Below are 20646 nucleotides of genomic sequence, written 5' to 3' on the forward strand. Positions count from 1 at the left end.
GCCGGCCCCGGACCGACGGGCCGACCGGCGACGCGGCGTTCCGATGGCGCGGTGCCGGTGCCTCCTGCCATCACTCCGACGCGAAGAACTCGTTGCCGTGCAGGTCCAGCAGTTCCAGTGCGCGGCCGCCGCCGCGGGCGACGCAGGTCAGCGGATCGTCCGCGACCTGCACGTGCAGGCCGGTTTCCTCGCTGATCAGGCGGTCCAGGTCGCGCAGCAGGGCGCCGCCGCCGGTGAGCACGATGCCGCGCTCGGCGACGTCGGCGCACAGCTCCGGCGGCGTCTGTTCCAGCGCCTGGCGCACCGCGGCGACGATGCCCGACAGCGGCTCGCGCAGCGCGTCGAGCACTTCGCTGGAGGTGATCGAGACGACCTTCGGCACGCCCTCGGCCAGGTGCCGGCCGGAAATCTCCATCGAGGCCACCTTTTCCTGCGGATAGGCGCAGCCCAGCTCGATCTTGATCTTCTCGGCGGTGGTCTCGCCGATCAGCATGCCGTGGTTGCGGCGCACGTAGTTGATGATCGATTCGTCGAAGCGGTCGCCGCCGATGCGCGCGGACTGCGAATAGACGATGCCGTTGAGCGCGATCACCGCCACCTCGGTGGTGCCGCCGCCCACGTCCACCACCATCGAGCCGCGCGCCTCGGTCACCGGCATGCCGGCGCCGATCGCCGCCGCCATCGGCTCCTCGATCAGCGACACGTCGCGCGCGCCGGCCTCCATCGCCGAGTCGCGGATGGCGCGCTTCTCCACCTGGGTGGAGCCGGCCGGCACGCAGATCAGCACCCGCGGGCTGGGGCGCAGGAAGCGGCTCTTGTGCACCTTGCGGATGAAATGCTTGAGCATTTCCTCGGTGTAGGTGAAGTCGGCGATGACGCCATCCTTCATCGGCCGGTGGGTGGTGATGTTGCCGGGGGTGCGGCCGAGCATCATCTTGGCCTCGCTGCCCACCGCCGCCACCGCCTTCTGGCCGCCGCTGCGGTCCTGGCGCACCGCCACCACCGACGGCTCGTTCAGGACGATGCCTTGGCCGCGGACGAAGATCAGGGTGTTGGCCGTGCCCAGGTCGATGGACAGGTCGTTGGAGAACATGCCGCGGAACTTCTTGAACATCGGGGGGCTGGATCCGTCTCGGGGCGCTGGCGCACAGGGGCGGCTAGCCTAGCAAAAAAGCGCATTCCGGCGGCCTCCGGGGTCCAGGAACGGGCGCTGCGGCACATCCCGGACCGGCGGCCCGCCGCAGGGGGCCCGAAAGCGCCGCGAGCGGCCCCCGACCCGCCGCACGGCTGGCCTCGTCGTGCCCGCCCGGCTACCCTATCGGCCCATTTTCCAGCCGAGACACCTGATGTCCGCACTGATCTGCGGTTCCCTGGCCTACGACACCATCATGGTGTTCCCCGACCAGTTCAAGAACCACATCCTGCCGGACAAGGTCCACATCCTCAACGTCTCGTTCCTGGTGCCGCGGATGCGCCGCGAGTTCGGCGGCTGCGCGGGCAACATCGCCTACAACCTCAAGCTGCTGGGCGGGGACCCGATCCCGATGGCCACCGTGGGCGGCGACTTCGGGCCCTATCGCGAGTGGTTCGAGGAAAACGGGATCACCCTCGACCGGGTCAAGGTGATCGACGAGCTGTTCACCCCGCAGGCCTTCATCACCACCGACCACGACAACAACCAGATCACCGCCTTCCATCCGGGCGCAATGATGCGCAGCTACGAGAACCACGTGAAGGACGTGCCGGGCGTGAGCATCGGCATCGTCAGCCCCGACGGCTACGAGGGCATGCTGCAGAACGCGAAGGAATTCGCCGAGTCGGGCATTCCCTTCATCTTCGATCCCGGCCAGGCCATGCCGCTGTTCAATGGCGAGGAGCTGCGCGCCTTCATCGAACAGGCCGACTACGTGACGGTCAACGACTACGAGTCGAACCTGCTGCAGGAGCGCACCGGCTGGACCGAGAAGGACATCGTGCAGCGGGTGAAGGCCTACATCATCACTCAGGGCCCGCGCGGCGCGCTGATCCATACGCCAGACAAGGCCTACACCGTGCCGCCGGCGCACGAGCGCCGGATCACCGACCCGACCGGCTGCGGCGACGCCTTCCGCGCCGGGCTGATCTTCGGCATCGAGAAGGGCTTCGACTGGCAGACCATCGGCCGCATCGGCAACCTGATGGGCGCGCTCAAGGTCGAGCACCCCGGCACGCAGAACCAGCGCTTCGACTACGACGAGTTCGCCGGCCAGTTCCGCCAGCAGTTCGGGTACGCGCTGTAACACACGTATTCCGCATATGCCCGGCGAGCGGCCGGGCGCTGCGGATCAGCCGCAATACGCTTCGGCGCGTGCCCGCAGCCAGTCGGGCAGCGCGCGACGCCCCACCCGCTCGCGGCGTGCAGTCGCCAGGCTGTCGAGCATGTAGGCGCGCATGCCCGCGTCCTCGCCGGCGAACGACAGCGCCAGGTCGCGATCCATCCAGCGGCGGATCAGCAAGAACAGCACCAGGTGCAGCGCCAGTGCCAGCCCGCTGACCACGGCGACGATCGCCACGTCCATCGCGCCCGCGCCCGCTCAGACGTGTCCGGGCTTCAGTCCCACTTCGGCATCTTCGCGCGGTCCAGGCCCGCGATCTCGAACTCGGCCACGCGGTTGCCGACGTCGCGCGTCGGGAACTCGATGCGCATGCGCGTCGCGTCCCGCGTCAGCCGCCACAGCGTCTTCTCGTCGTCGATGAACATGGCGATCGCCTCGTCCGTCTTCGGACGGTTGGCGGCCATCTTCTTCGGCGGCTGGTCGTCGACGGTCACGGTGACACTGCAGCTGCGATAGCACGCCTTGGCGAAGTCGCCGCCGGGCAGGACCAGGTAGCTGCTGCGGCCCCAGTCGGGATGGTCGCGGAAAATGAGCCGCACGGGTTTGGCGCCGCTGCCGTCCACATCCAGCGGCTGCTTCGCATAGATCGTCGCGGACAGCTGGGTGCCACCAGTCACCGGCTGGCTCTGGTAGGCCCACAGCGCCGCGACGCGCTGCGCCTCGCTCTCGGCAGCGGCCTTGCTCCGCGCCTCCTCGTGCCTTGGGCGCACGCGTTCGGCGGCTTCGGTCGTCGGCCACTTCGCCAACAGCAGGTCGCCATGCGCCTTGGCCAGGCCCCAGTTGCCCTCGGCGAGGGCCGCATCGAAGGCGGCTTCCGCTTCGGCCGCGGCCTGTTCGTTGGCCTGGGCCAGTGCGGCAGCCTGCGCCGCCGCCTCTGCCTCGCGATCCTTGCAGCCCGCCAGCAGGGACAGGGCCAGCAGCGCGGCGGTCAGCGGCTTGACGATATGCATGGATGGGCTCCTCTGGACGTCTGGCGACACCGTGTCACGCGGCGGCGCGGCTGTCACCTTCGCGCACCACGCGGACCACAACCGCGCCGGCCGCCCCGCGGCGCCGGCCGTACCACTGATCAGTTGGACGCGGCGCCGTCGTCTGCCGCGGCAGGCGCATCGGCCCCGGCGGCCGGCGCATCGGCTGCAGGCGCCGGCGCCGCATCTCCGGAAGGCCGCGCGTCGGCGATCACCTTCTCCACCGACGCCGTGGTGATCGGGTGGTAGCCCGGCCGCGCCTGCTCGAAGGCCGCTTTCGCCAGCGCCAGGCCGTCGTGGGTCTCCACCAGCGCCTCGTACACCGGGATGATCAGCTTGCGCCGGCCGATGCCGCGCACGAAGGCCACGATCGCCTCGTTGGCCTGCGCGTAGCCGCTGCGGATCGCCAGCGGATACCAGCGCATGGCGATCTCGCCGTTGCTGGTGCCGGTGAAGCGGTAGGCCTGGTCGAGCTGTTCGAGCTCGGCCACCGGCAGGGTTTCGGGCATGCCCTCCAGGAAGTGCAGCCACTCCTGGGTGCTCCACTGGCTGGTGATCTGCGTCGGCGGCAGCTGCTTGCTGCCGCGCCAGCCCAGGCGCGCGGAGTCGACGATGCCAAGGCGCGGCGACAGCGCCTGCGGCGCCTCGGCCGGGATACCCGGGCCGTACAGCCATTCGTCGATCTCGGCCTCGGTGACCTTGCCCGGGTGCACGTCGAACAGGTGCTGCCTGGCGTAGGCCAGGAAATCCTCGGTGGTGATGCTCTGGAAGGCGAAGTGGTCGAAATAGCCGCGCAGGAAGCGATCGAACGCCTCGCGGCCGAAGCGCTCCTCGAGGAAGTGCAGGAACCACGCGCCCTTGTCGTACGAAACCTGGCTGAGCGCATCGTCGGCGTCGAGCGGCGTGCCCGGCCGGATCGCCAGCGCCTGGGTGGCCTCGGGCATGTCGCCGATGTCGCGCTTGAGCGCGTCGCGGGCGATCACCCACTCCATGTCGCTGAACTCCTCGCCGTACAGCGCCTCGACGATGCGGTTCTCGACGTAGCTGGTCATGCCCTCGTTGAGCCAGCCGTGCTTGGCGCTGGAGAAGGTGACCAGGTTGCCCGACCAGCTGTGCGCCAGCTCGTGCGCGATCAGCGAAACCAGGGACTTGTCGCCCACGATCACGGTGGGGGTGATGAACGACAGGCGCGGGTTCTCCATGCCGCCGAACGGGAACGACGGCGGCAGCACCAACAGGTCGTAGCGCTCCCAGCGGTAGGGACCGTACAGCGCCTCGGTGGCCGCGATCATCTTCTCGGTGTCGGCGAACTCGAGCGCGGCGCGCTCGACCATCGACGGCTCGGCCCACACGCCCGAGCGTCCGGAGATCGGTTTGAACACCAGGTCGCCGGCCGCGATCGCCATCAGGTAGGAGGGGATGCGCTGCGGCATCGAGAAGCTGTATTCGCCGTCGCGCGTCGCCTCCGGATCGTTGTCCGCGCTCATCAGCACCATCACGTCCGGGCGCGTGGTGATGCGGGCGCTGTAGGTGTAGCGCACCTGCGGCGTGTCCTGCAGCGGCACCCAGGAGCGCGCGTGGATCTGCTGCGACTGGCTGAACATGAAGGGCAGCTGCCCGCCTTCGGTCATTTCCGGCGCCAGCCACTGCAGGCCGGACGCGTCGGGCGAGGTGCGGTAGGACACGCGCACCTTCTCCGGGCGCCGCGGGGCCTGGATGGTCAGCTTGCTGCCGAGCGTGGCGTCCGCCCCCGCCAGCGCGAACTCCAGCGGCTGCCAGCCACCGTCGACCTCGGCGTCGACCTTCTCGATCACCAGCGCGCGGGTGTCCAGCACCAGCTCGGTGGCGGTCTGGTCCTTCCACTGCAGGGCGTAGGTGGCGCTGCCGGCCAGGGTCTTCGTGTCGAAATCGAGCGCCAGGTCCAGCGCCAGGTCGTCGATCGCGACCCGGGCCGGTTCGGCATAGGAGTGTTCGTCGGCATCGACCATGGCGGCGGGCTCGGCGGAAGGCGCAGCGACGGGATCGGGTCCGGCCTGGTCGCGCTTGCAGGCCGACAGCGCCAGCAGGACGGGGAACAGCAACAGCAGGGCGCGCAGTACGCGCACGCGGGGATGGCGCATGGCCTGGGGAGCCTTCTTGCGGAAAACAGGCGGCAATTCTAGTCCCGATGCCGCCGGCCCGCATTCCGGGACGGTCGTCCCGGTCTGGCGCGAGCGTCCGCCCGGACGCCGCGCCGGGGCCGTGTCAGGCCTTCCAGCCGTCGTGGATCGCGACGATCCCGCCCGACAGGTTGCGGTAGCGCGCGCGCGCGAACCCGGCCGCCTCCATCATGCCCCGCAGTTCGTCCTGCGGCGGATGCTTGCGGATCGACTCGGCCAGGTAGCGGTAGCTGTCGGCGTCGCCGGCGAACAGCCGGCCCAGGCGCGGCAGCACCTTGAACGAGTGGAAGTCGTACAGCGGCCGGAACCATTCGGCCCTGACCTCGGAGAACTCCAGTACCCGCGCCTGGCCGCCGACCTTCAGCACGCGCAGCATCTCGCGCAGCGCGGCGTCCTTGTCGGTGACGTTGCGCAGGCCGAAGGCGATCGTGACCAGGTCGAAGCTGCCGTCGGGGAACGGCAGCTTCTCGGCATTGCACTGCACGTACTCGAAGCCGCGCACGTTGCCGCGGTCGGTCATGCGGTCGCGGCCGACGCGCAGCATCTCGCCGTTGATGTCGCCCAGCACCAGCTCGCCCGTCTCGCCGACGCGGTCCTTGAGCAGGGCGGCGATGTCGCCGGTGCCGCCGGCCAGGTCGAGCACGCGCGCGCCGCGGCGCACCTGGGCGGTGGCGACGAAGTAACGCTTCCACAGCCGATGGATGCCCATCGACATCAGGTCGTTCATCAGGTCGTAGTTGCCCGCGACCGAGGAAAACACCTCGCCGACCAGCTTCTGCTTCTCGCCGACCGGCACCTCGCGGTAGCCGAAATGGGTGGTGCCGCTGTCGTCGGGTGCGCTCATGGGGTCATTATCGCACCGACGCGTGGACCGGGCATCACGCGGCGCTACTTGAGCCGCCGCGCACCCTCGCCGCCCGTGACGCGGCCGCGCTGGCCCACCACCACGGTGAATCCGTTGGCGGTCGCGGCCTCGACGTAGAGCGTGAACAGGCCGTCGGGCGAGATCCAGGCCTCGCCGGGCCTGAACATCGAGCCCTCGTTGTTGGCGACGTCCGCGGGCGGGCGGTCGGCGTCCTGGCTCTCGGCCTCGTAGCGGTATCCGCTGCCGACGCGGTGGATGATCACCGCGTCGCCCGCCAGGGCGCTCTCGTAAGCTCCCGCGCGACGGCGGGCCTCGACGACGTAGAAGGTGCCGCTGTACGGATCGGGCGTTGCCGGCGACTGCAGGACGATCATCTGCGTGGCGGACGAGTCGGGGCGATCCGCGTAGTCCAGCTGCAGGCGCGTGCGCGCGGCGCCGACTTCGAAGCTGCGCTTGCGGGCGGCGGCCACCCAGCCGAGGCGGTCGCGCTGGAGCATGTTGATGTGCTTGGGCAGCGAGCCGTAGGTCGGGTCGGCGACGGCATTGCTCCAGCCATCGCTCATCACGTCCCACGGGTTGTCGTAGGTATCGTCGTCGCCGTCGGAGTTGTCCGAATGCGGCAGGCCGTAGCCGTGGCCCATTTCATGGGCGAGCGGAGCGAGGTTGTTGAACGACCAGGGCGGATTCCATGTGCTCGACCAGCAGCGGTTCGCCCCGTCGAGCGTTGCGCAGCGGCCACCACCCCAAGCGTAGCCGTCGAGATCGCCGTTGAACATCATGTTGATGCCGACGACGCCGCTGAAATCGACGTCGGCGTCGGCAGCGGTGGTGCAGTCGTCGAACAGGGCATTGAGATCGGCCTTGTCCTTGCCGTCCTCGCTGGTCACGTAGTGCGAGCGCGGATGCGGCAGCGCGTACCAGCCCGCCGCGTCGCTCCCGGCCAGGTTGATCCTGTCGTAGGACACCTCGCGCCAGTAGTGGCCCAGCTGCCCGGCCTGTTCGCCGTACTGGCCGCGGAAAAAGTCCACGGGCTTCTGCTCCTGTGCGATGTCGCTGAAGCGGCAGGCCACCGTGATCCAGCGAGTCGCCCCCAGCGTCGCCTTGGCCACGCCGTCGGCCTGGCCGCTGCGGATGTGCGGCGTGCCGTGCGCCGGCTCGTCCACCGCGACGATCGCCTCGACCGCCCGACGCCCGCCCGACTTGGCCGGGCCGAAAGCCACGGCGACGCGCCGGTTGGCCAGCGCGTACAGGTCGCCCGCGCCGCGGCGCGCCTGGTCCGGATCGAGCGCGATGCGGCCGCCGCCGTCGAGCGCCACGGCCGCCTCGAACCGGGGCGCCAGGCGTGCGGCGGCCTCCGGGGCCGCGTCACCCCAGCGCAGCTCGAGGCCGCCCTGGACCACCTGTCCATGGGCGATGCCGGCCAGCAGGCAGCCGAGCACGAGGGTTCCGATCCGCATCCTGTCCATCCGTTGTCCCCTGCTTCCGGGTGCGCGCGCCTCTGTTCCGCACATGGTAACGGCAGGGGCGGGCGCAGCTTGATTCGGCTATCGTGCCACGCAGGCCCGACCTCCACCCGCCATCCATGCCCCGACCCGACTACCGCGCCCTGCTCGCCACCGCCGTCGAGGAGGCCCGCCTGGGCCTGGCCGAGGGCGGCATTCCGATCGGAGCGGCCCTGTTCGCCAGCGACGGCACCCTGCTCGGCCGCGGCCGCAACCGGCGGGTACAGGAAGGCGATCCGTCCGTGCACGGCGAGACCGACGCCTTTCGCAAGGCCGGCCGCCAGCGCTCGTACCGCGACACCATCATGGTCACCACGCTGTCGCCCTGCTGGTATTGCAGCGGGCTGGTGAAACAGTTCGGCATCGGCACCGTGGTGATGGGCGAGTCGGTCAACTTCCAGGGCGGACACGGGTGGCTGCGCGAGCAGGGGGTGGACATCGTCGATCTCGAGGACCCCGAGTGCATCGCCCTGCTCCGCGACTGGATCGCCGCCAATCCCTCGATCTGGAACGAGGACATCGGCGAGGACGACTGCCCCCACGGCTGAATCCGGCCGGCGAGCAAGGGTCCGACGCGGGTGCCAGGTTGCCGTCGGGCTGCCGGCGCGTCCTTCCCATCCGCTACAAGCCGCAGCGCCCGTCGCGACCGCCGGGCGCCCCTTCCTGCAACCGAACCCCCCGCATGTCCCTGATCCACCAGACCACCCGGCTGCACGACCTGCCCTGCATCCAGCTGCGCAACGGGGATGCGCGCGCCATCGTCGCCCTGCGCGGCGCGCAGCTGCTGTCCTGGACACCGGCCGGCGGGAACGAGCGCCTGTTCCTGTCCAGTCGCGCGGATTTCTCTGCCGGCGCGGCCATCCGCGGCGGCATGCCGGTGATCTTTCCCCAGTTCGGCGAACGCGGACTGCTGCGCAGGCACGGCTTCGCCCGTCTGCTCGACTGGTCCTTCGCCGGGATCGAAGACGGCGCCGCCATCTTCGAACTGCGCGACGGGCCGGGCACGGCGGACTGGCCGCACGCCTTCGCCTGCAGACTGTCGGTCGAACTGGGCATCGACACGCTGTGCGTCGGCCTGGAGGTGGAGAACCGGGGCGAACAGGCCTTCGCGTTCACCGCCGCGCTGCATGGCTACCTGCGCATCGGCGACATCGAAGCGGTCGCACTCGAGGGCCTGCAGGGCTGCGACTACGAGGACAGCGCCAACGGCGGCACCCTGCATCGCCAGGACGCGCATGCGGTCGGTTTCGACGGCGAGGTCGACCGCATCTATGGGGATATCGTCGCGCCGCTGCGCCTGGGCGACGGCGAGCGTACGCTCGGAATCGAGCAGGACGGATTCGGCGACTGCGTCGTGTGGAACCCCGGCCCGGGGCTGGCCGCGCGCCTGCCCGACCTCGCCGCCGACGAATGGCGACGGTTCGTCTGCGTGGAGGCTGCCCAGGTGCTGCAGCCGATGGTGCTGGCGCCCGGCGCGCGATGGCGGGGCCGGCAGCGGCTGGGCTGAATTCAGCGCGCCTCGATGGTGAAGGCGCCGAAGGCCACGCCCAGGTCCCAGCCCTTGCCGGTGCCGGCCAGGGCCAGCGAGACGTCGCCCTTGGTCATGGCCTGCGCCTTGCTGGACTTCACGGCGCCGGCATGGGCTTCCGCGGCGACGTAGGTGCCCAGCAGCTCGCGGATGTCGTCGACCGCGGAGAAGTCGCCGCGGCCATCGCGGATCTCGGACTTGCCCACGCTCAGGCCGCCGCCCCGCGCCTCGATCCGCACCGCCATCGACTGGCCGTTGTCGCAGCTCACGCGCCCGGTTCCCGAGGCGGTCTTGTAGAAGGCCGACCAACCGCTCATGTCGAAGGCCAGGCGGCAGGACACGTCGCCGGCGCTGGCGGGCGCCGCACCAGCGAGGCCGGCCAGGAGGGCGGCGATCAGGACGGGACGCAGGGGCATGGATCGTCTCCTCGGGGTTCGGCGGGTGCCGCGGTTCACGGGGCGACAGGATGTCGCCTGGCGGGTGAATCGCCCATGCACGCCGCGCGGCGGCCGGACACGGTCAAAGGATGTAGCGGCTCAGGTCGGGATCCTGCACCAGCTCGCCCAGGTGCGCATCGACGTAGGCGCGGTCGATGACCACCGCGCTGCCGTCCTTGTCCGGCGCCTCGTAGCTGAGCGTGTCGAGCAGGCGCTCGAGCACGGTGTGGAGGCGGCGGGCACCGATGTTTTCCTGGCGCTCGTTCACCTGCGCCGCGATCTCGGCCAGGCGCTCGACCGCCTCGTCGGCGAACGACAGCTGCACGCCCTCGGTCCGGAGCAGCTCGACGTATTGCCGGGTCAGCGCGGCACGCGGCTCGGTCAGGATGCGCACGAAATCGTCCTTGCTCAGCGCGGAAAGTTCGACGCGGATCGGAAACCGGCCCTGCATCTCCGGAATCAGGTCGCTGGGCTTGGCCAGGTGGAATGCGCCCGAAGCGATGAACAGGATGTGGTCGGTCTTGACCGCGCCGTACTTGGTGCTGACCGTGCTGCCTTCCACCAGCGGCAGCAGGTCGCGCTGCACGCCTTCGCGGCTGACGTCGGCGCCCACGCCCTCGCTGCGCTTGGCCACCTTGTCGATCTCGTCGATGAACACGATGCCGTGCTGCTCGCAGGCCTCGATCGCCGCCTCGCGCACTTCTTCCTCGTTGACCAGCTTGGCCGCCTCCTCCTCGATCAGCTGCGGGCGTGCCGCCTTGATCGAGAGCTTGCGCGCATGCGTCTTCGCGCCGCCGAGGTTGGCGAACATTTGCCGCAGCTGCTGGCCCATTTCCTCCATGCCGGGCGGGGTCATGATGTCGACGCCGACGTTGGCCGACAGCTCGAGTTCGATCTCGCGCTCGTCCAACTCGCCGGCGCGCAGCTGGCGGCGCAGCTTCTGGCGCGTCTCCGATTCCTTCGACGACGGTTCGGCGCCGATATCGACGGTGGTCTGGCCGGCGAAGCCGAAGCCCGGCTGCGAGGCCTCGCGCCGCGGCAGCAGCGCGTCGAGGATGCGATCCTCGGCGCGCTCCTCGGCCTGGGTGCGCACCTTCTTCTTGGCCTGCTCGCGATACAGCTTGACCGCAGTGTCGGCCAGGTCTCGGATGATCTGTTCCACGTCTTTGCCGACGTAGCCGACCTCGGTGAAGCGCGTGGCCTCCACCTTCACGAACGGGGCGTTGGCCAGCGTGGCCAGGCGCCGCGCGATCTCGGTCTTGCCCACGCCGGTGGGGCCGATCATCAGGATGTTCTTGGGCATCACCTCGTTGCGCAGCTCGTCGGGCAGCTGCGCGCGGCGCCAGCGGTTGCGCAGCGCAATGGCGACCGCGCGCTTGGCGGCCTGCTGGCCGACGATGTGGCGGTCGAGCTCCTGCACGATCTCGCGCGGGGTCATGGTGGAGGAAGAGCCGTGATTGGTCATTGGTGATTCTTGATTTGTGAGCGCGGGATGGGTGATCCGGAGCAGGAGCGGGGGGGCGACGGAGTGATCGGCTTTGCGAATCACCAATCACGAATCACCAATCACAGCTCCTCAACCACCACGTTGCGGTTGGTGTAGATGCAGATGTCGCCGGCGATCGCCAGCGCCTCGGTCGCGATGCTGCGCGCGTCGAGCTGCGTATGCGCCAGCAGCGCACGCGCCGCCGACAGGGCGTAGGAGCCGCCCGACCCGATGGCGATAATGCCGTCCTCCGGTTCGATCACGTCGCCGGTGCCGCTGATGATCAGCGACGTGTCCTTGTCGGCCACCGCGAGCAGCGCCTCGAGCTTGCCGAAGCGACGTTCGGTGCGCCAGTCCTTGGCCATCTCGACCGCGGCGCGCTGCAGCTGGCCGTGCTTCTCCAGCTTGGACTCGAACAGTTCGAACAGGGTGAACGCGTCGGCCGCGGCGCCGGCGAAACCGGCCAGCACCTGGCCATCCTTGCCGAGCCGGCGCACCTTGCGCGCATTGCCCTTCATCGCGGTGTGGCCGAGCGTCACCTGGCCGTCGCCGGCCACGGCGACCTTGCCGTCGCGGCGCACCGACAGGATCGTGGTGGCGTGGAATACGTTCGGGTTCTGGCTGGGATCCATGCGACCTCCGGGGGTGTCCGACGAAGGTGGGGACGCCCGGGGCGGGTTCAAGCGCGGGCCGGAGTCCGGACTCGCCGCCTCGCGGCGATCCTCCCGGACCTAGGGCGATCCGCGTCCGAGCCCGAGGCCGCGGCAAGCCACCCGTACGGGACATCGCCGACTGCCCCGCGCCGGCGGGCTGCGGCGTGGATCAGGCCCGGTTCGCGACGCAGGAAAAACAGCCGCGTCGCGCGTTGTGCAGGTGGATGAAGGCGATCTGCGGATCTTCGAACATCCGGTCCAGGCACCCGGCGACCTGTGGCCCGTCGACGACCTCGGCCTCGCGCATCAGGCCTTCCGCGTCATAGGCACGCAGCGACATCAGCCGCAGCGCAACGTAATCCGGCACGACGCCTTCGGGCACCACCACCCGGCCGACGCCCTGGCCGACGAAAATCGGGCCGCACGCGCGGTATGGCGACGGTTGCGGCAGGTGTTCGTAGGGCAACAGCAGCACCTCGTCGCGGCGTGCATCCTGCAAGGAGACGCGGCAGGGATACCCGCTGTCGCTGTCGGCGACCACGCGCCGCATGCCGCGTCGACGCAGCGCCGGATCGTCCAGCGCGAACAGGGGCTCGAAACGGGCGGGGTCGAGCCCGGAAAGCTGGAAAGCCATCGAAGTGCAGCCGTCAGGAACAGGCGGAAAGCTTCAGGCCGGCGAGCCGCACGTGCTCGCCGGTTCCGGACGTGTAATCCGGCGCCTGGCCTGCCGTCAGCCCTTCCGGCGGCGCGCCCGCGGGTGCGCGGCATCGTACACCCTGGCCAGGTGGCCGAAGTCCAGGTGCGTGTAGATCTGCGTGGTGGAGATGTCGGCGTGGCCGAGCAGTTCCTGCACGCCGCGCAGGTCGCCGGAGGACTCGAGCACGTGGCTGGCGAACGAGTGGCGCAGCAGGTGCGGGTGCACGCGCTTGAACAGTCCCTGGCGCTGGGCCAGCTGCCGCATCCGGATCTGGATCGCACGTGGGCTGATCGGCCCGCCGCCGCGCCCCGGGAACACCGGCGCCTCGTCGGCGCCACGGTTGTCGGCGCGCCATTCGCGCAGCGCCTGCCGCGCGAACGATCCCACCGGCACGATCCGTTCCCTGCCGCCCTTTCCGCGTACCGCGACTAGGCCCTCGTCCAGCTGCAGGTCGCGCCAGCGCAGCGCGCACAGCTCGCTCAGGCGCAAGCCCGAGGAATAGAACAGTTCCAGCATGGCGCGATCGCGCAGGCCCAGCGGCACGTCCGTGGGCACCTCCACCAGCGCCTTGGCCTCGTCGGCGTCGAGCACCTGCGGCAGCTTGCGCGGCGCCTTGGGCGCGCGGACACCGCCGGCGGGATTGGCCGCGATGCGTCCATGCTTGAGCTGCCACTGGTAGAAGCTGCGCACCGCCGACAGCCGCCGCTGCAGGCTCTTGGGCGACAGGCCGCGCCGGTGTTCGGCGGCGATGAAGGCGCGGATGTCGGCCTCCCCCAGGCCGAGGACGCCGCCATGGGCCCGCGCCCAGGCCGACAGCGCCTCGAGGTCGCGGCGATAACCGTCCAGCGTATGCGGCGAGACGCGGCGCTCGACCTGCAGGTACGCGAGGAAGGCCTGGACGTCAGTCACCGCGGCCGGGCTCCGGCCGCGCACGAACGCCAGCGGATGACAGCAGGCTCAGCCATCGAACCTGCGCAGCGCGACCTCGAAGGCTTCGCCCATCATGCGCAGGAACAGCGTGCCCATGCCCGGGTAGAACCGGTTGGGATCGGCGCTGCCGACCGCGACCAGGCCGGTGCCCTCAAGGGCCAGCAGTGCGCTCGACTGCACTTCGTCGATGCGCGCGCCGTACAGCAGCGCCTGCTTGTCCGGGTGCAGTCGGCCGCACAGCGGCTCGCCTCCCTTGAGCGCATCGGCGAAGGGCGCGAGCACCGCCGCGTCGCGATCGATCACCTGCAGCCACGGTTGCTCTCCGAGCCCTTCGACCGGCTTGAACAGCACGACGCGCACCAGGTCCCCGGCGAAATCCTCCTCCAGCGTCGCCACCATCGCGCTCACCACGCCCGCGCGATCGGGCTGGCGCATCAGCGCCAGGGTGAGCTGGTGCGTGCGCACGGCCAGCCGTTCGTTCTCCTGCGAGATCGCGTACAGGTCGTGCAGCCGGCGCGAAAGCTCGCGATTCTTGTCGCGCAACACCTCGAGCTGGTAGCTGGCCAGCGACGCGGCCGGCCCATCCTCGCGCGGCACCACCAGGCTCAGCGCGAGGTCCGGGAACTGCTGCAGGAACTTCGGCTGCCGTCGCAGCCACGCGGCGACTTCGTGCGCGCCGAGCTTGTCGGTATTGCTCATCCGGTCCATTCCCCTTCGAAAACAAATGCGGTGGGTCCGGCCATCTCGACCTGCGCATGGTCGTCGGGCCAGGCGATGTGCAGTTCCCCGCCCGGCAGCGACACCGCCACCTCGCGATCCACGCGCCCGGCGCGGACCAGCACCGCCGCCGCGGCGCAGGCGCCGCTGCCGCAGGCCAGGGTCTCGCCGACGCCGCGTTCGTACACGCGCAGGCGGATACGCCCGCGGTCGATCACCTGGGCGAATCCGACGTTGGCCGACGCCGGGAACAGCGCCGAGCCCTGCAATGCCGAGCCGATACGTGCCACCTCCGCACCGGCCACGTCGTCGACCTCGACCACCGCATGCGGGTTGCCCATCGACACCGCGCCGAAGCGCAGCAGGCCGATCCCGGGCAGCGCGATCTCGTAGGCCGGTTGCGCCTGGGCGATGCCCGACAGCGGCACCTGCGCGGGTTCGAAGCGCGGCACGCCCATCGCGATGCGGAAGCGCCCGTCGCCCAGCGCGTCGACCATGTGGGTGCCGGCCGGGCTGTCGAGGACGAAGCGCGACGTGTCGCCAGCCGCGCCCTCGCGCACCAGCCAGGCCGCCACGCAACGCGCTCCGTTGCCGCACTGCACGGCAGACGAACCATCCGAGTTCCAGATGCCGTAGCTCGCCAGCGCCCCCGCGCTCGCGGGCGGGCCGATGGTCAGGATCTGGTCGCAGCCGACGCCGGTCCGGCGATCGGCCAGGGCACGGCACAGGTCCGGGTCAGGCGGCGGCGCGCCATCGCGCAGGTCGAGCACGACGAAATCGTTGCCAGCGCCGTGCATCTTGCTGAAACGCAACGTCGGCGCCGGCAGGTCCTTGCGGTGCGGGTGCGGGGCGGTCGCGGCCACGGATCAACCGTTGCCGGGATCCGCCGGCGGCTGCGGCACTTCGGCCGGATCCTCGTCCCCGTCGGTGTCATCGGCATCGTCGGCGTCGGCGTCCGCGCCCCCGCCTTCGTCATCGGCCGCATCCCAGGCCGCGTCTTCCGGCTCCTCGCCGGCTTCCTCTTCCACCGCATCGACGTCATCGTCCGCCACGTCTTCCACGTCCTCGATGTCGCTCGGCCGCACCAGCGGCCCCTTGTTGCCGCAGGCGGCGAGGTTGAGGGCGAACAGCAGCGCCAGGGGCGCGAGGAGGATCGGGAATCGGCGCATGGCCGCAGTGTAGCCCGCGCGCGGGGACGCGACGAGTCCCGGACGGCGACGCCGCCCCGCCCTTCAGCCGCCGTCGTGCCCGGCCGGTGGCGGCTCGGGCCGCAGCCAGAGCCAGGTGGCGACCACGGCCATGCAGCCCACCGGCAGCGCGAAGGCCCACCATCGCCTTCCGTCTCCGTTCGCGGCCACGAGGAGCAGGACCAGGGCCGAGGCCAGCATCGTCCAGGTCGCCATCCATTTCGCGCGTCGCGCGACCGTGCGGCCCGCCTGCCAGTCGCGGATCATCGGCCCGAAGCGCGGATCGGCCAGCAACCGGCGGTGCAGCCGCTCCGAGCCGCGCGCGGCGGCGAAGGCCGACAGCAGGATGAAAGGTACGGTCGGCAGCCCCGGCAGGAACATGCCCAGCAGGCCGAGGCCCAGGCTGGCGTAGGCCAGCAGCCACCAGGCCCACCGGAAGCGAGGCGCAGAACGCATGCCGGCATCATATCGGGATGCCGTCGCGGGCGGCGGCCGGGTTCACGCCATGCGGTGGCGGACCGGACGCCCGCGGAAGGCCGCCCGAAAGCGACCTTTCCGGGGTCTCTGGCGCCTACTTCACGCCCAGCTGGTCGAGCATGAAGGCATACATCTCGGCCTGCTCGCGGAAGCGACGGAAGCGCCCGGACTTGCCGCCGTGGCCGGCCTCCATGTTGGTGCGGAACACGATCGGCCCGTTCCCCGTATCCAGGTCGCGCAGACGCGCAACGTACTTCGCCGGCTCCCAGTACTGCACCTGCGAATCCCACAGCCCCGTGCCGACGAACATCGCCGGGTAGGCCTGCGCCTTGAGGTTGTCGTAGGGCGAGTAGGTGACCATGTAGTCGTAGAACCGCTTCTCCTCGGGGTTGCCCCACTCGTCGTATTCGTTGGTGGTCAGCGGGATGCTCGGATCGAGCATCGTGGTGACCACGTCGACGAAGGGCACCTGCGAAAGGATCACGCGGTAACGGTCCGGCGCCATGTTCGATACCGCGCCCATCAGCAGGCCGCCCGCGCTGCCGCCGAAGGCCGCGACGCGATCCGGCGCCGCATAGCCTTCCTGCACCAGGAAATCGGTGACGTCGATGAAATCGGTGAAGGTGTTGATCTTCTTCAGCAGCTTGCCATCGTCGTACCAGCGGCGCCCCATCTCCTGGCCGCCGCGGATGTGGGCCAGCGCGTACACCATGCCGCGGTCCAGCAGGCTCACGGTGGTGACGCTGAAGCCGGGATCCATCGACATGCCGTAGCTGCCGTAGGCGTATTGCAGCATCGCCGCGGTACCGTCCTTCCTGAACCCCTTGCGGTACACCAGCGACACCGGAATCTTCTCGCCGTCGCGCGCGGTCGCCCAGACGCGCTCGGTGACGTACTGCGACGGGTCGTATCCGAGCACCGGCTGCTGCTTGAGCAGGGTTCGCTCCCCCGTGGCCGTGTCGAGTTCGTAGGTGGTCGCCGGCGTGGTCAGCGAGGTGTAGGTGTAGCGCAGCTTCGTGGTGTCGGGCTCGGTATTGGCCGACAGCCCCATCGAATACGCCGGCTCGTCCGCCTTCACGTAGTCCGAGCCGCCGTCCTCGCGCAGGATGCGCACGCGCTCCAGCGCATCGGAGCGCTCGCCCAGCGCGATGAAGCCGTCGAACAGCTCGAAGGTCTCCAGGAACACCGACTCGTCGTGCGCGACCAGGTCCTTCCATTCCCCACGGCTCGCCGAGGCGGTCGGCGCCTCGACCAGCTTGAAGTTCTTCGCGCCGTCGGCATTGGTCAGGATCACCCAGCGATCGCCCAGATGGTCGGCGCTGTATTCCAGGTCGCGCTCGCGCGCCGCCAGCACGGTGAACGCCGCCGGATCGGCGGCCGGCGCGTAGCGCAGCTCGTCCGAGACGGTGCTGCTCACGCCGATCACGATGTACTTGTCGTCGCGGGTGCGGTCCAGGCCCATGTAGAAGCTGTCGTCGCCTTCCTCGTAGACGACGGCGTCATCCTTCGGGTCGGTGCCGATCACGTGCCGCTTCACCCGCTTGGTGAGCAGGGTTTCCGGATCGTTCTCGATGTAGAAGACGGTGCGGTTGTCGTCGGCGAAGACCAGGTCGCCGGAGGTGCCACGGATCTGTTCCGGGTAGTCCTCGCCGGTGGCGAGGTTGCGGAAGCGGAAGGTGTACTGGCGACGGCCGTTGGTGTCGTCGGCCCAGGCCATGACGGTGTTGTCCTGGCTGATCTCGTACGCGCCGACGGCGTAGTAGTCCTTGCCCTCGGCCAGGACATTGACGTCGAGCAGGATCTCCTCGCCCGCGAAATCGCCGGCTTCGTTCGCCCGCTGGATCGACACGGCGTCGACGCCCGGGCCGTCCTTGCGGCGGGCATGGATCGGATAGTCCTTGCCGGTCTCGTAGCGGGCGTAGTACCACCAGCCGCGCTCGCGTGCGGGGATGGAACTGTCGTCCTGCTTGATGCGGCCCACGATTTCGTCGTAGAGCCGGTCCTGGACCGCCTTCAGCGGCGCCAGCACCTGGTCGGCATAGGCGTTCTCCGCCTCGAGGTAGGCCAGCATGGCCCGGTCCTCGCGCTTGTCGTCGCGCAGCCAGTAGTACTCGTCCTTTCGCTCGGCGCCATGCGGCGCCTTGACGACATGGGGGCGCTTCTCGGCGTCGGGTGGCGTGGCGTCGGCGGCGCTGGCGGGATTGTGCGAAAGGGTCATCAGGATCGTGGTCGCAAGCAGGAGGGTGGTTCGCATCGGCAAGGTGCCTGGAAGTGGAGGATGCGGCGCCCGGGCCGGAGCCCGGGCGCCAGGCGGGTCACTCGCGACCCAGCTGCTGCCAGAGGAAGGTCAGGTACAGCGCATCCATGTGCGCGGCCTGGCGGTTGTCCGCCGCGCCGCCGTGCCCGCCCTCGATGTTCTCGTAATAGCGCACGTTCTTGCCGGCCTCCGACATCTTCGCGTACATCTTGCGCGCGTGGCCGGGATGCACGCGGTCGTCGCGGGTCGAGGTCAGCAGGATGGTCGCCGGATAGTCCTTGGCAGGATCGAACAGGTGGTAGGGCGAGAACGTGCGGATGAATTCCCACTCCTCGGGCTTGTCCGGATCGCCGTACTCGGCCATCCACGAGGCGCCGGCCAGCAGCTTGTTGTAGCGCTGCATGTCCAGCAGCGGGACCTGGATCACCACCGCGCCGAACAGCTCGGGATACTGCGTCAGCATGTTGCCGGTGAGCAGGCCGCCGTTGCTGCCGCCGCGGATACCAAGGTGCTGTGGCGAGGTGATCTTGCGGTCGATCATGTCCTGCGCGACCGCTGCGAAATCCTCGTAGGCCTTGTGCCGGTTCTGCTTCAGCGCCGCCTGGTGCCAGCGCGGGCCGTATTCGCCGCCGCCGCGGATGTTGGCGACCGCGTAGACGCCGCCCTTCTCCAGCCAGCCCTTGCCCACGCCGCCCGAATAGCCGGGCGTCAGCGAAATCTCGAACCCGCCGTAGCCGTAAAGCAGGGTCGGATTGCGGCCGTCATGGGCCATGTCCTTCGGCCGCACCAGGAAGTAAGGCACGCGGGTGCCGTCCTTCGAGGTCGCGAAATGCTGCTCGACCGTGTGCTTCGACGCGTCGAAGAAGGTCGGCATGGTCTTGAGCGCTTCGGGCTCCGCAGCCGAGGGGCCGGCATCGGCCAGCATCAGCGTGGTCGGAGTCAGGTAGTCGGTAACCGTCAGCCACAGCGCATCCGACTCGTCCGCGTCGACCGCGCTGACGCTGATGGTGCCGAAGGCCGGCACGCCCGACAGCGGCCGCCGCTCCCATCCATTCGCGCCCGGCGTCAGGACCGTCAGCCGGTTCTTGACGTCGTCCAACACGTTCAGCACGAGGTGGTTCTTGGTGAACGTGGCGCCCGCGAGCGAAGTGGTTTCGGTCGGCTCGAACAGCACGTCGAACTCGCGCTTGCCGGCCATGAAGTCGTCGAACTTCGCCGCCAGCATGGAACCGGCCTGGTAGGTCCTGCCGCCGACCGTCCAGGGCTCGCGCAGCTCCAGCCCGATCCACTCGCGCTGCACCGACTTCTGCGCCGAGTTCGGCGCATCGACCTTGGTCAGCGTGCCATCCGCGTTACGCAGGTACAGCTCGTCGTTGTAGAAGGCGATCGTGCGGACCACGAAGTCGCGCTCGTAGCCCGGCGTGTGGTCCCGCCCTGCGGAGATGTACATGTCGCCGGCCTGGCCTTCGTAGACCACCTTGGCATCGGCGATCGGAGTGCCGCGCTTCCATTCCTTGACGATGCGCGGGTAGCCCGAGCTCGTCAGCGAGCCGTCGCCGAAGTCGGTGAAGACGTACACGGTGTCCCGGTCGATCCACTGCAGCGCGCCCTTGGCCTCGTCGCGGAAGAAGCCGCCATCGACCCAGCGCTTGGCGTGCAGATCGAACTCGCGAGTCACGTCGGCGTCCGCACCGCCGCGCGACAGCGCGACCAGGCAGCGGCTGTAATCGGGCCGCAGGCAGTCGGCGCCATGCCAGACCCAGTTCTCGCCCTCGGCCTTGTTCAGCGCGTCGAGGTCGATCAGCACCTCCCACTGGGGCCTGGGCTTGCGGTATTCCTCCAGCGTCGTGCGTCGCCAGAGGCCGCGGGGGTTCTGCTTGTCGCGCCAGAAGTTGTAGTACCACTCGCCCTGCTTGTAGACGCCGGGGATCTTGTCGTCGGAATCGTAGATGGCGAGCAGGTCCGCCTCGAGCTGCTTGAACTCCGGCGTGCTCGCCAGTTCGGCCTCGGCCTGTGCGTTCTGCTTCCTGACCCACTCCAGCGCCTTGGGATCCTCCACGCCTTCCAGCCACTGGTAGGGATCGGACACCTTCGCCTCCTCGTCCGCGTGCACGGCGCCGGCCGCAAGGCCCATCGCCAGCGCGAGGGTCGCCACAGGAATGAAATTCGCCATCGCTGGTTCCATCTGGAAATGATGGCGAACGCTACCACGGACCGCTCGCGGGCCGCAGTGTCGAAAGTCGGGCGCGGCGCGCAGGCAGTCAATCGCCGTCCGCCCATTTCGCGTCCAATAAAAAACCCCCAGCCGTGTGGGCTGGGGGTTCGGGGTAAAGACCCTGGCGATGACCTACTCTCGCATGCGGCTGCACACTACCATCGGCGCGTTTGCGTTTCACTTCCGAGTTCGG

General features: G+C 69.6%; 20 protein-coding genes. 3 read left to right on the plus strand and 17 right to left on the minus strand.

Annotated features, from left to right (window positions below; translation table 11 throughout):
• Positions 1-70 precede the first annotated feature (70 nt).
• Entirely contained in the window at positions 71-1114 is a 1044-nt protein-coding gene (locus ACFQ2D_RS14635; protein WP_280942388.1) for a rod shape-determining protein, read from the minus strand.
• Between the two features lie 232 nt (positions 1115-1346).
• Between ACFQ2D_RS14635 and ACFQ2D_RS14640 the strand changes: the two genes are divergently transcribed.
• Entirely contained in the window at positions 1347-2279 is a 933-nt protein-coding gene (locus tag ACFQ2D_RS14640; protein WP_280942387.1) for a carbohydrate kinase family protein, read from the plus strand.
• Positions 2280-2324: 45 nt separating this feature from the next.
• On the opposite strand, the gene ACFQ2D_RS14645 is transcribed toward ACFQ2D_RS14640, so the two are convergent.
• The 5 genes from ACFQ2D_RS14645 to ACFQ2D_RS14665 form a co-directional block, all read right to left on the minus strand.
• Positions 2325-2558: a hypothetical protein gene (locus ACFQ2D_RS14645; RefSeq protein ID WP_280942386.1), complete on the minus strand. Its 234-nt coding sequence runs from the start codon at positions 2556-2558 to the stop codon at positions 2325-2327.
• A gap of 32 nt (positions 2559-2590) precedes the next feature.
• Positions 2591-3325 (minus strand): hypothetical protein, encoded by a 735-nt coding sequence (locus ACFQ2D_RS14650; RefSeq protein WP_280942385.1) that lies wholly within the window; start codon positions 3323-3325, stop codon positions 2591-2593.
• Between the two features lie 119 nt (positions 3326-3444).
• On the minus strand, positions 3445-5463 hold the full coding sequence (locus tag ACFQ2D_RS14655) for a M1 family metallopeptidase (protein ID WP_386795692.1): 2019 nt from the start codon (positions 5461-5463) through the stop codon (positions 3445-3447).
• A gap of 124 nt (positions 5464-5587) precedes the next feature.
• Positions 5588-6346 (minus strand): bifunctional demethylmenaquinone methyltransferase/2-methoxy-6-polyprenyl-1,4-benzoquinol methylase UbiE, encoded by a 759-nt coding sequence (gene ubiE, locus ACFQ2D_RS14660; protein WP_280942384.1) that lies wholly within the window; start codon positions 6344-6346, stop codon positions 5588-5590.
• A gap of 44 nt (positions 6347-6390) precedes the next feature.
• Positions 6391-7824 (minus strand): hypothetical protein, encoded by a 1434-nt coding sequence (locus ACFQ2D_RS14665; protein ID WP_280942383.1) that lies wholly within the window; start codon positions 7822-7824, stop codon positions 6391-6393.
• 125 nt (positions 7825-7949) lie between these two features.
• Between ACFQ2D_RS14665 and ACFQ2D_RS14670 the strand changes: the two genes are divergently transcribed.
• Together ACFQ2D_RS14670 and ACFQ2D_RS14675 are read left to right on the plus strand one after the other, a co-directional pair.
• On the plus strand, positions 7950-8417 hold the full coding sequence (locus ACFQ2D_RS14670) for a nucleoside deaminase (protein ID WP_280942382.1): 468 nt from the start codon (positions 7950-7952) through the stop codon (positions 8415-8417).
• Positions 8418-8551: 134 nt separating this feature from the next.
• Entirely contained in the window at positions 8552-9376 is an 825-nt protein-coding gene (locus ACFQ2D_RS14675; RefSeq protein ID WP_280942381.1) for a D-hexose-6-phosphate mutarotase, read from the plus strand.
• Between the two features lie 2 nt (positions 9377-9378).
• Here the strand turns inward: ACFQ2D_RS14675 and ACFQ2D_RS14680 are convergent, their stop codons facing one another.
• From ACFQ2D_RS14680 to ACFQ2D_RS14730, 11 genes are all read right to left on the minus strand, one after another.
• Complete coding sequence (locus ACFQ2D_RS14680; protein WP_280942380.1) at positions 9379-9813, minus strand: hypothetical protein; 435 nt, start codon at positions 9811-9813, stop codon at positions 9379-9381.
• A 103-nt stretch (positions 9814-9916) separates the two neighbouring features.
• On the minus strand, positions 9917-11299 hold the full coding sequence (hslU, locus tag ACFQ2D_RS14685) for an ATP-dependent protease ATPase subunit HslU (RefSeq protein WP_280942379.1): 1383 nt from the start codon (positions 11297-11299) through the stop codon (positions 9917-9919).
• A gap of 101 nt (positions 11300-11400) precedes the next feature.
• Positions 11401-11952 carry an ATP-dependent protease subunit HslV gene (gene hslV / locus ACFQ2D_RS14690; RefSeq protein ID WP_280942378.1) on the minus strand — a complete coding sequence of 184 codons (552 nt, stop codon included), beginning with the start codon at positions 11950-11952 and terminating at the stop codon, positions 11401-11403.
• Between the two features lie 190 nt (positions 11953-12142).
• Positions 12143-12607 (minus strand): DUF1203 domain-containing protein, encoded by a 465-nt coding sequence (locus tag ACFQ2D_RS14695; RefSeq protein WP_280942377.1) that lies wholly within the window; start codon positions 12605-12607, stop codon positions 12143-12145.
• A 96-nt stretch (positions 12608-12703) separates the two neighbouring features.
• Positions 12704-13579 carry a tyrosine recombinase XerC gene (gene xerC, locus ACFQ2D_RS14700; protein WP_280942376.1) on the minus strand — a complete coding sequence of 292 codons (876 nt, stop codon included), beginning with the start codon at positions 13577-13579 and terminating at the stop codon, positions 12704-12706.
• A gap of 48 nt (positions 13580-13627) precedes the next feature.
• The gene (locus tag ACFQ2D_RS14705; RefSeq protein WP_280942375.1) at positions 13628-14308 is read right to left on the minus strand and encodes a DUF484 family protein; all 681 of its coding nucleotides are present in this window, start codon (positions 14306-14308) and stop codon (positions 13628-13630) included.
• Positions 14296-15114 carry a diaminopimelate epimerase gene (dapF, locus tag ACFQ2D_RS14710; protein ID WP_280942656.1) on the minus strand — a complete coding sequence of 273 codons (819 nt, stop codon included), beginning with the start codon at positions 15112-15114 and terminating at the stop codon, positions 14296-14298. Before dapF ends, ACFQ2D_RS14705 begins: the two co-directional genes overlap by 13 nt.
• Positions 15115-15183: 69 nt before the next feature.
• Positions 15184-15486, minus strand: a complete 303-nt coding sequence (gene lptM / locus ACFQ2D_RS14715; protein WP_280942374.1) for an LPS translocon maturation chaperone LptM — start codon at positions 15484-15486, stop codon at positions 15184-15186.
• A gap of 63 nt (positions 15487-15549) precedes the next feature.
• Positions 15550-15960, minus strand: coding sequence for a YbaN family protein (locus ACFQ2D_RS14720; protein WP_280942373.1), 411 nt, complete (start codon positions 15958-15960; stop codon positions 15550-15552).
• 115 nt (positions 15961-16075) lie between these two features.
• Positions 16076-18235: a S9 family peptidase gene (locus ACFQ2D_RS14725; RefSeq protein WP_280942372.1), complete on the minus strand. Its 2160-nt coding sequence runs from the start codon at positions 18233-18235 to the stop codon at positions 16076-16078.
• Positions 18236-18296: 61 nt separating this feature from the next.
• Positions 18297-20372 carry a prolyl oligopeptidase family serine peptidase gene (locus ACFQ2D_RS14730; protein WP_280942655.1) on the minus strand — a complete coding sequence of 692 codons (2076 nt, stop codon included), beginning with the start codon at positions 20370-20372 and terminating at the stop codon, positions 18297-18299.
• Positions 20373-20646: the final 274 nt, after the last annotated feature.

Source organism: Luteimonas composti (genome assembly GCF_042678665.1).
Lineage (GTDB): Bacteria > Pseudomonadota > Gammaproteobacteria > Xanthomonadales > Xanthomonadaceae > Luteimonas > Luteimonas composti.

Excerpts from the sequence above, each read along its gene's own strand:
- ACFQ2D_RS14680 (WP_280942380.1), bottom strand. The coding sequence starts at position 9,813 with ATGCCCCTGCGTCCCGTCCTGATCGCCGCCCTCCTGGCCGGCCTCGCT.
- ACFQ2D_RS14670 (WP_280942382.1), top strand. The coding sequence starts at position 7,950 with ATGCCCCGACCCGACTACCGCGCCCTGCTCGCCACCGCCGTCGAGGAG.
- ACFQ2D_RS14695 (WP_280942377.1), bottom strand. The coding sequence starts at position 12,607 with ATGGCTTTCCAGCTTTCCGGGCTCGACCCCGCCCGTTTCGAGCCCCTG.
- ubiE (WP_280942384.1), bottom strand. The coding sequence starts at position 6,346 with ATGAGCGCACCCGACGACAGCGGCACCACCCATTTCGGCTACCGCGAG.
- ACFQ2D_RS14720 (WP_280942373.1), bottom strand. The coding sequence starts at position 15,960 with ATGCGTTCTGCGCCTCGCTTCCGGTGGGCCTGGTGGCTGCTGGCCTAC.
- lptM (WP_280942374.1), bottom strand. The coding sequence starts at position 15,486 with ATGCGCCGATTCCCGATCCTCCTCGCGCCCCTGGCGCTGCTGTTCGCC.
- ACFQ2D_RS14640 (WP_280942387.1), top strand. The coding sequence starts at position 1,347 with ATGTCCGCACTGATCTGCGGTTCCCTGGCCTACGACACCATCATGGTG.
- ACFQ2D_RS14655 (WP_386795692.1), bottom strand. The coding sequence starts at position 5,463 with ATGCGCCATCCCCGCGTGCGCGTACTGCGCGCCCTGCTGTTGCTGTTC.
- hslV (WP_280942378.1), bottom strand. The coding sequence starts at position 11,952 with ATGGATCCCAGCCAGAACCCGAACGTATTCCACGCCACCACGATCCTG.
- ACFQ2D_RS14705 (WP_280942375.1), bottom strand. The coding sequence starts at position 14,308 with ATGGACCGGATGAGCAATACCGACAAGCTCGGCGCGCACGAAGTCGCC.
- dapF (WP_280942656.1), bottom strand. The coding sequence starts at position 15,114 with ATGCACGGCGCTGGCAACGATTTCGTCGTGCTCGACCTGCGCGATGGC.
- ACFQ2D_RS14730 (WP_280942655.1), bottom strand. The coding sequence starts at position 20,372 with ATGGGCCTTGCGGCCGGCGCCGTGCACGCGGACGAGGAGGCGAAGGTG.
- ACFQ2D_RS14650 (WP_280942385.1), bottom strand. The coding sequence starts at position 3,325 with ATGCATATCGTCAAGCCGCTGACCGCCGCGCTGCTGGCCCTGTCCCTG.
- ACFQ2D_RS14725 (WP_280942372.1), bottom strand. The coding sequence starts at position 18,235 with ATGCGAACCACCCTCCTGCTTGCGACCACGATCCTGATGACCCTTTCG.
- hslU (WP_280942379.1), bottom strand. The coding sequence starts at position 11,299 with ATGACCAATCACGGCTCTTCCTCCACCATGACCCCGCGCGAGATCGTG.
- ACFQ2D_RS14665 (WP_280942383.1), bottom strand. The coding sequence starts at position 7,824 with ATGCGGATCGGAACCCTCGTGCTCGGCTGCCTGCTGGCCGGCATCGCC.
- ACFQ2D_RS14645 (WP_280942386.1), bottom strand. The coding sequence starts at position 2,558 with ATGGACGTGGCGATCGTCGCCGTGGTCAGCGGGCTGGCACTGGCGCTG.
- ACFQ2D_RS14635 (WP_280942388.1), bottom strand. The coding sequence starts at position 1,114 with ATGTTCAAGAAGTTCCGCGGCATGTTCTCCAACGACCTGTCCATCGAC.
- ACFQ2D_RS14675 (WP_280942381.1), top strand. The coding sequence starts at position 8,552 with ATGTCCCTGATCCACCAGACCACCCGGCTGCACGACCTGCCCTGCATC.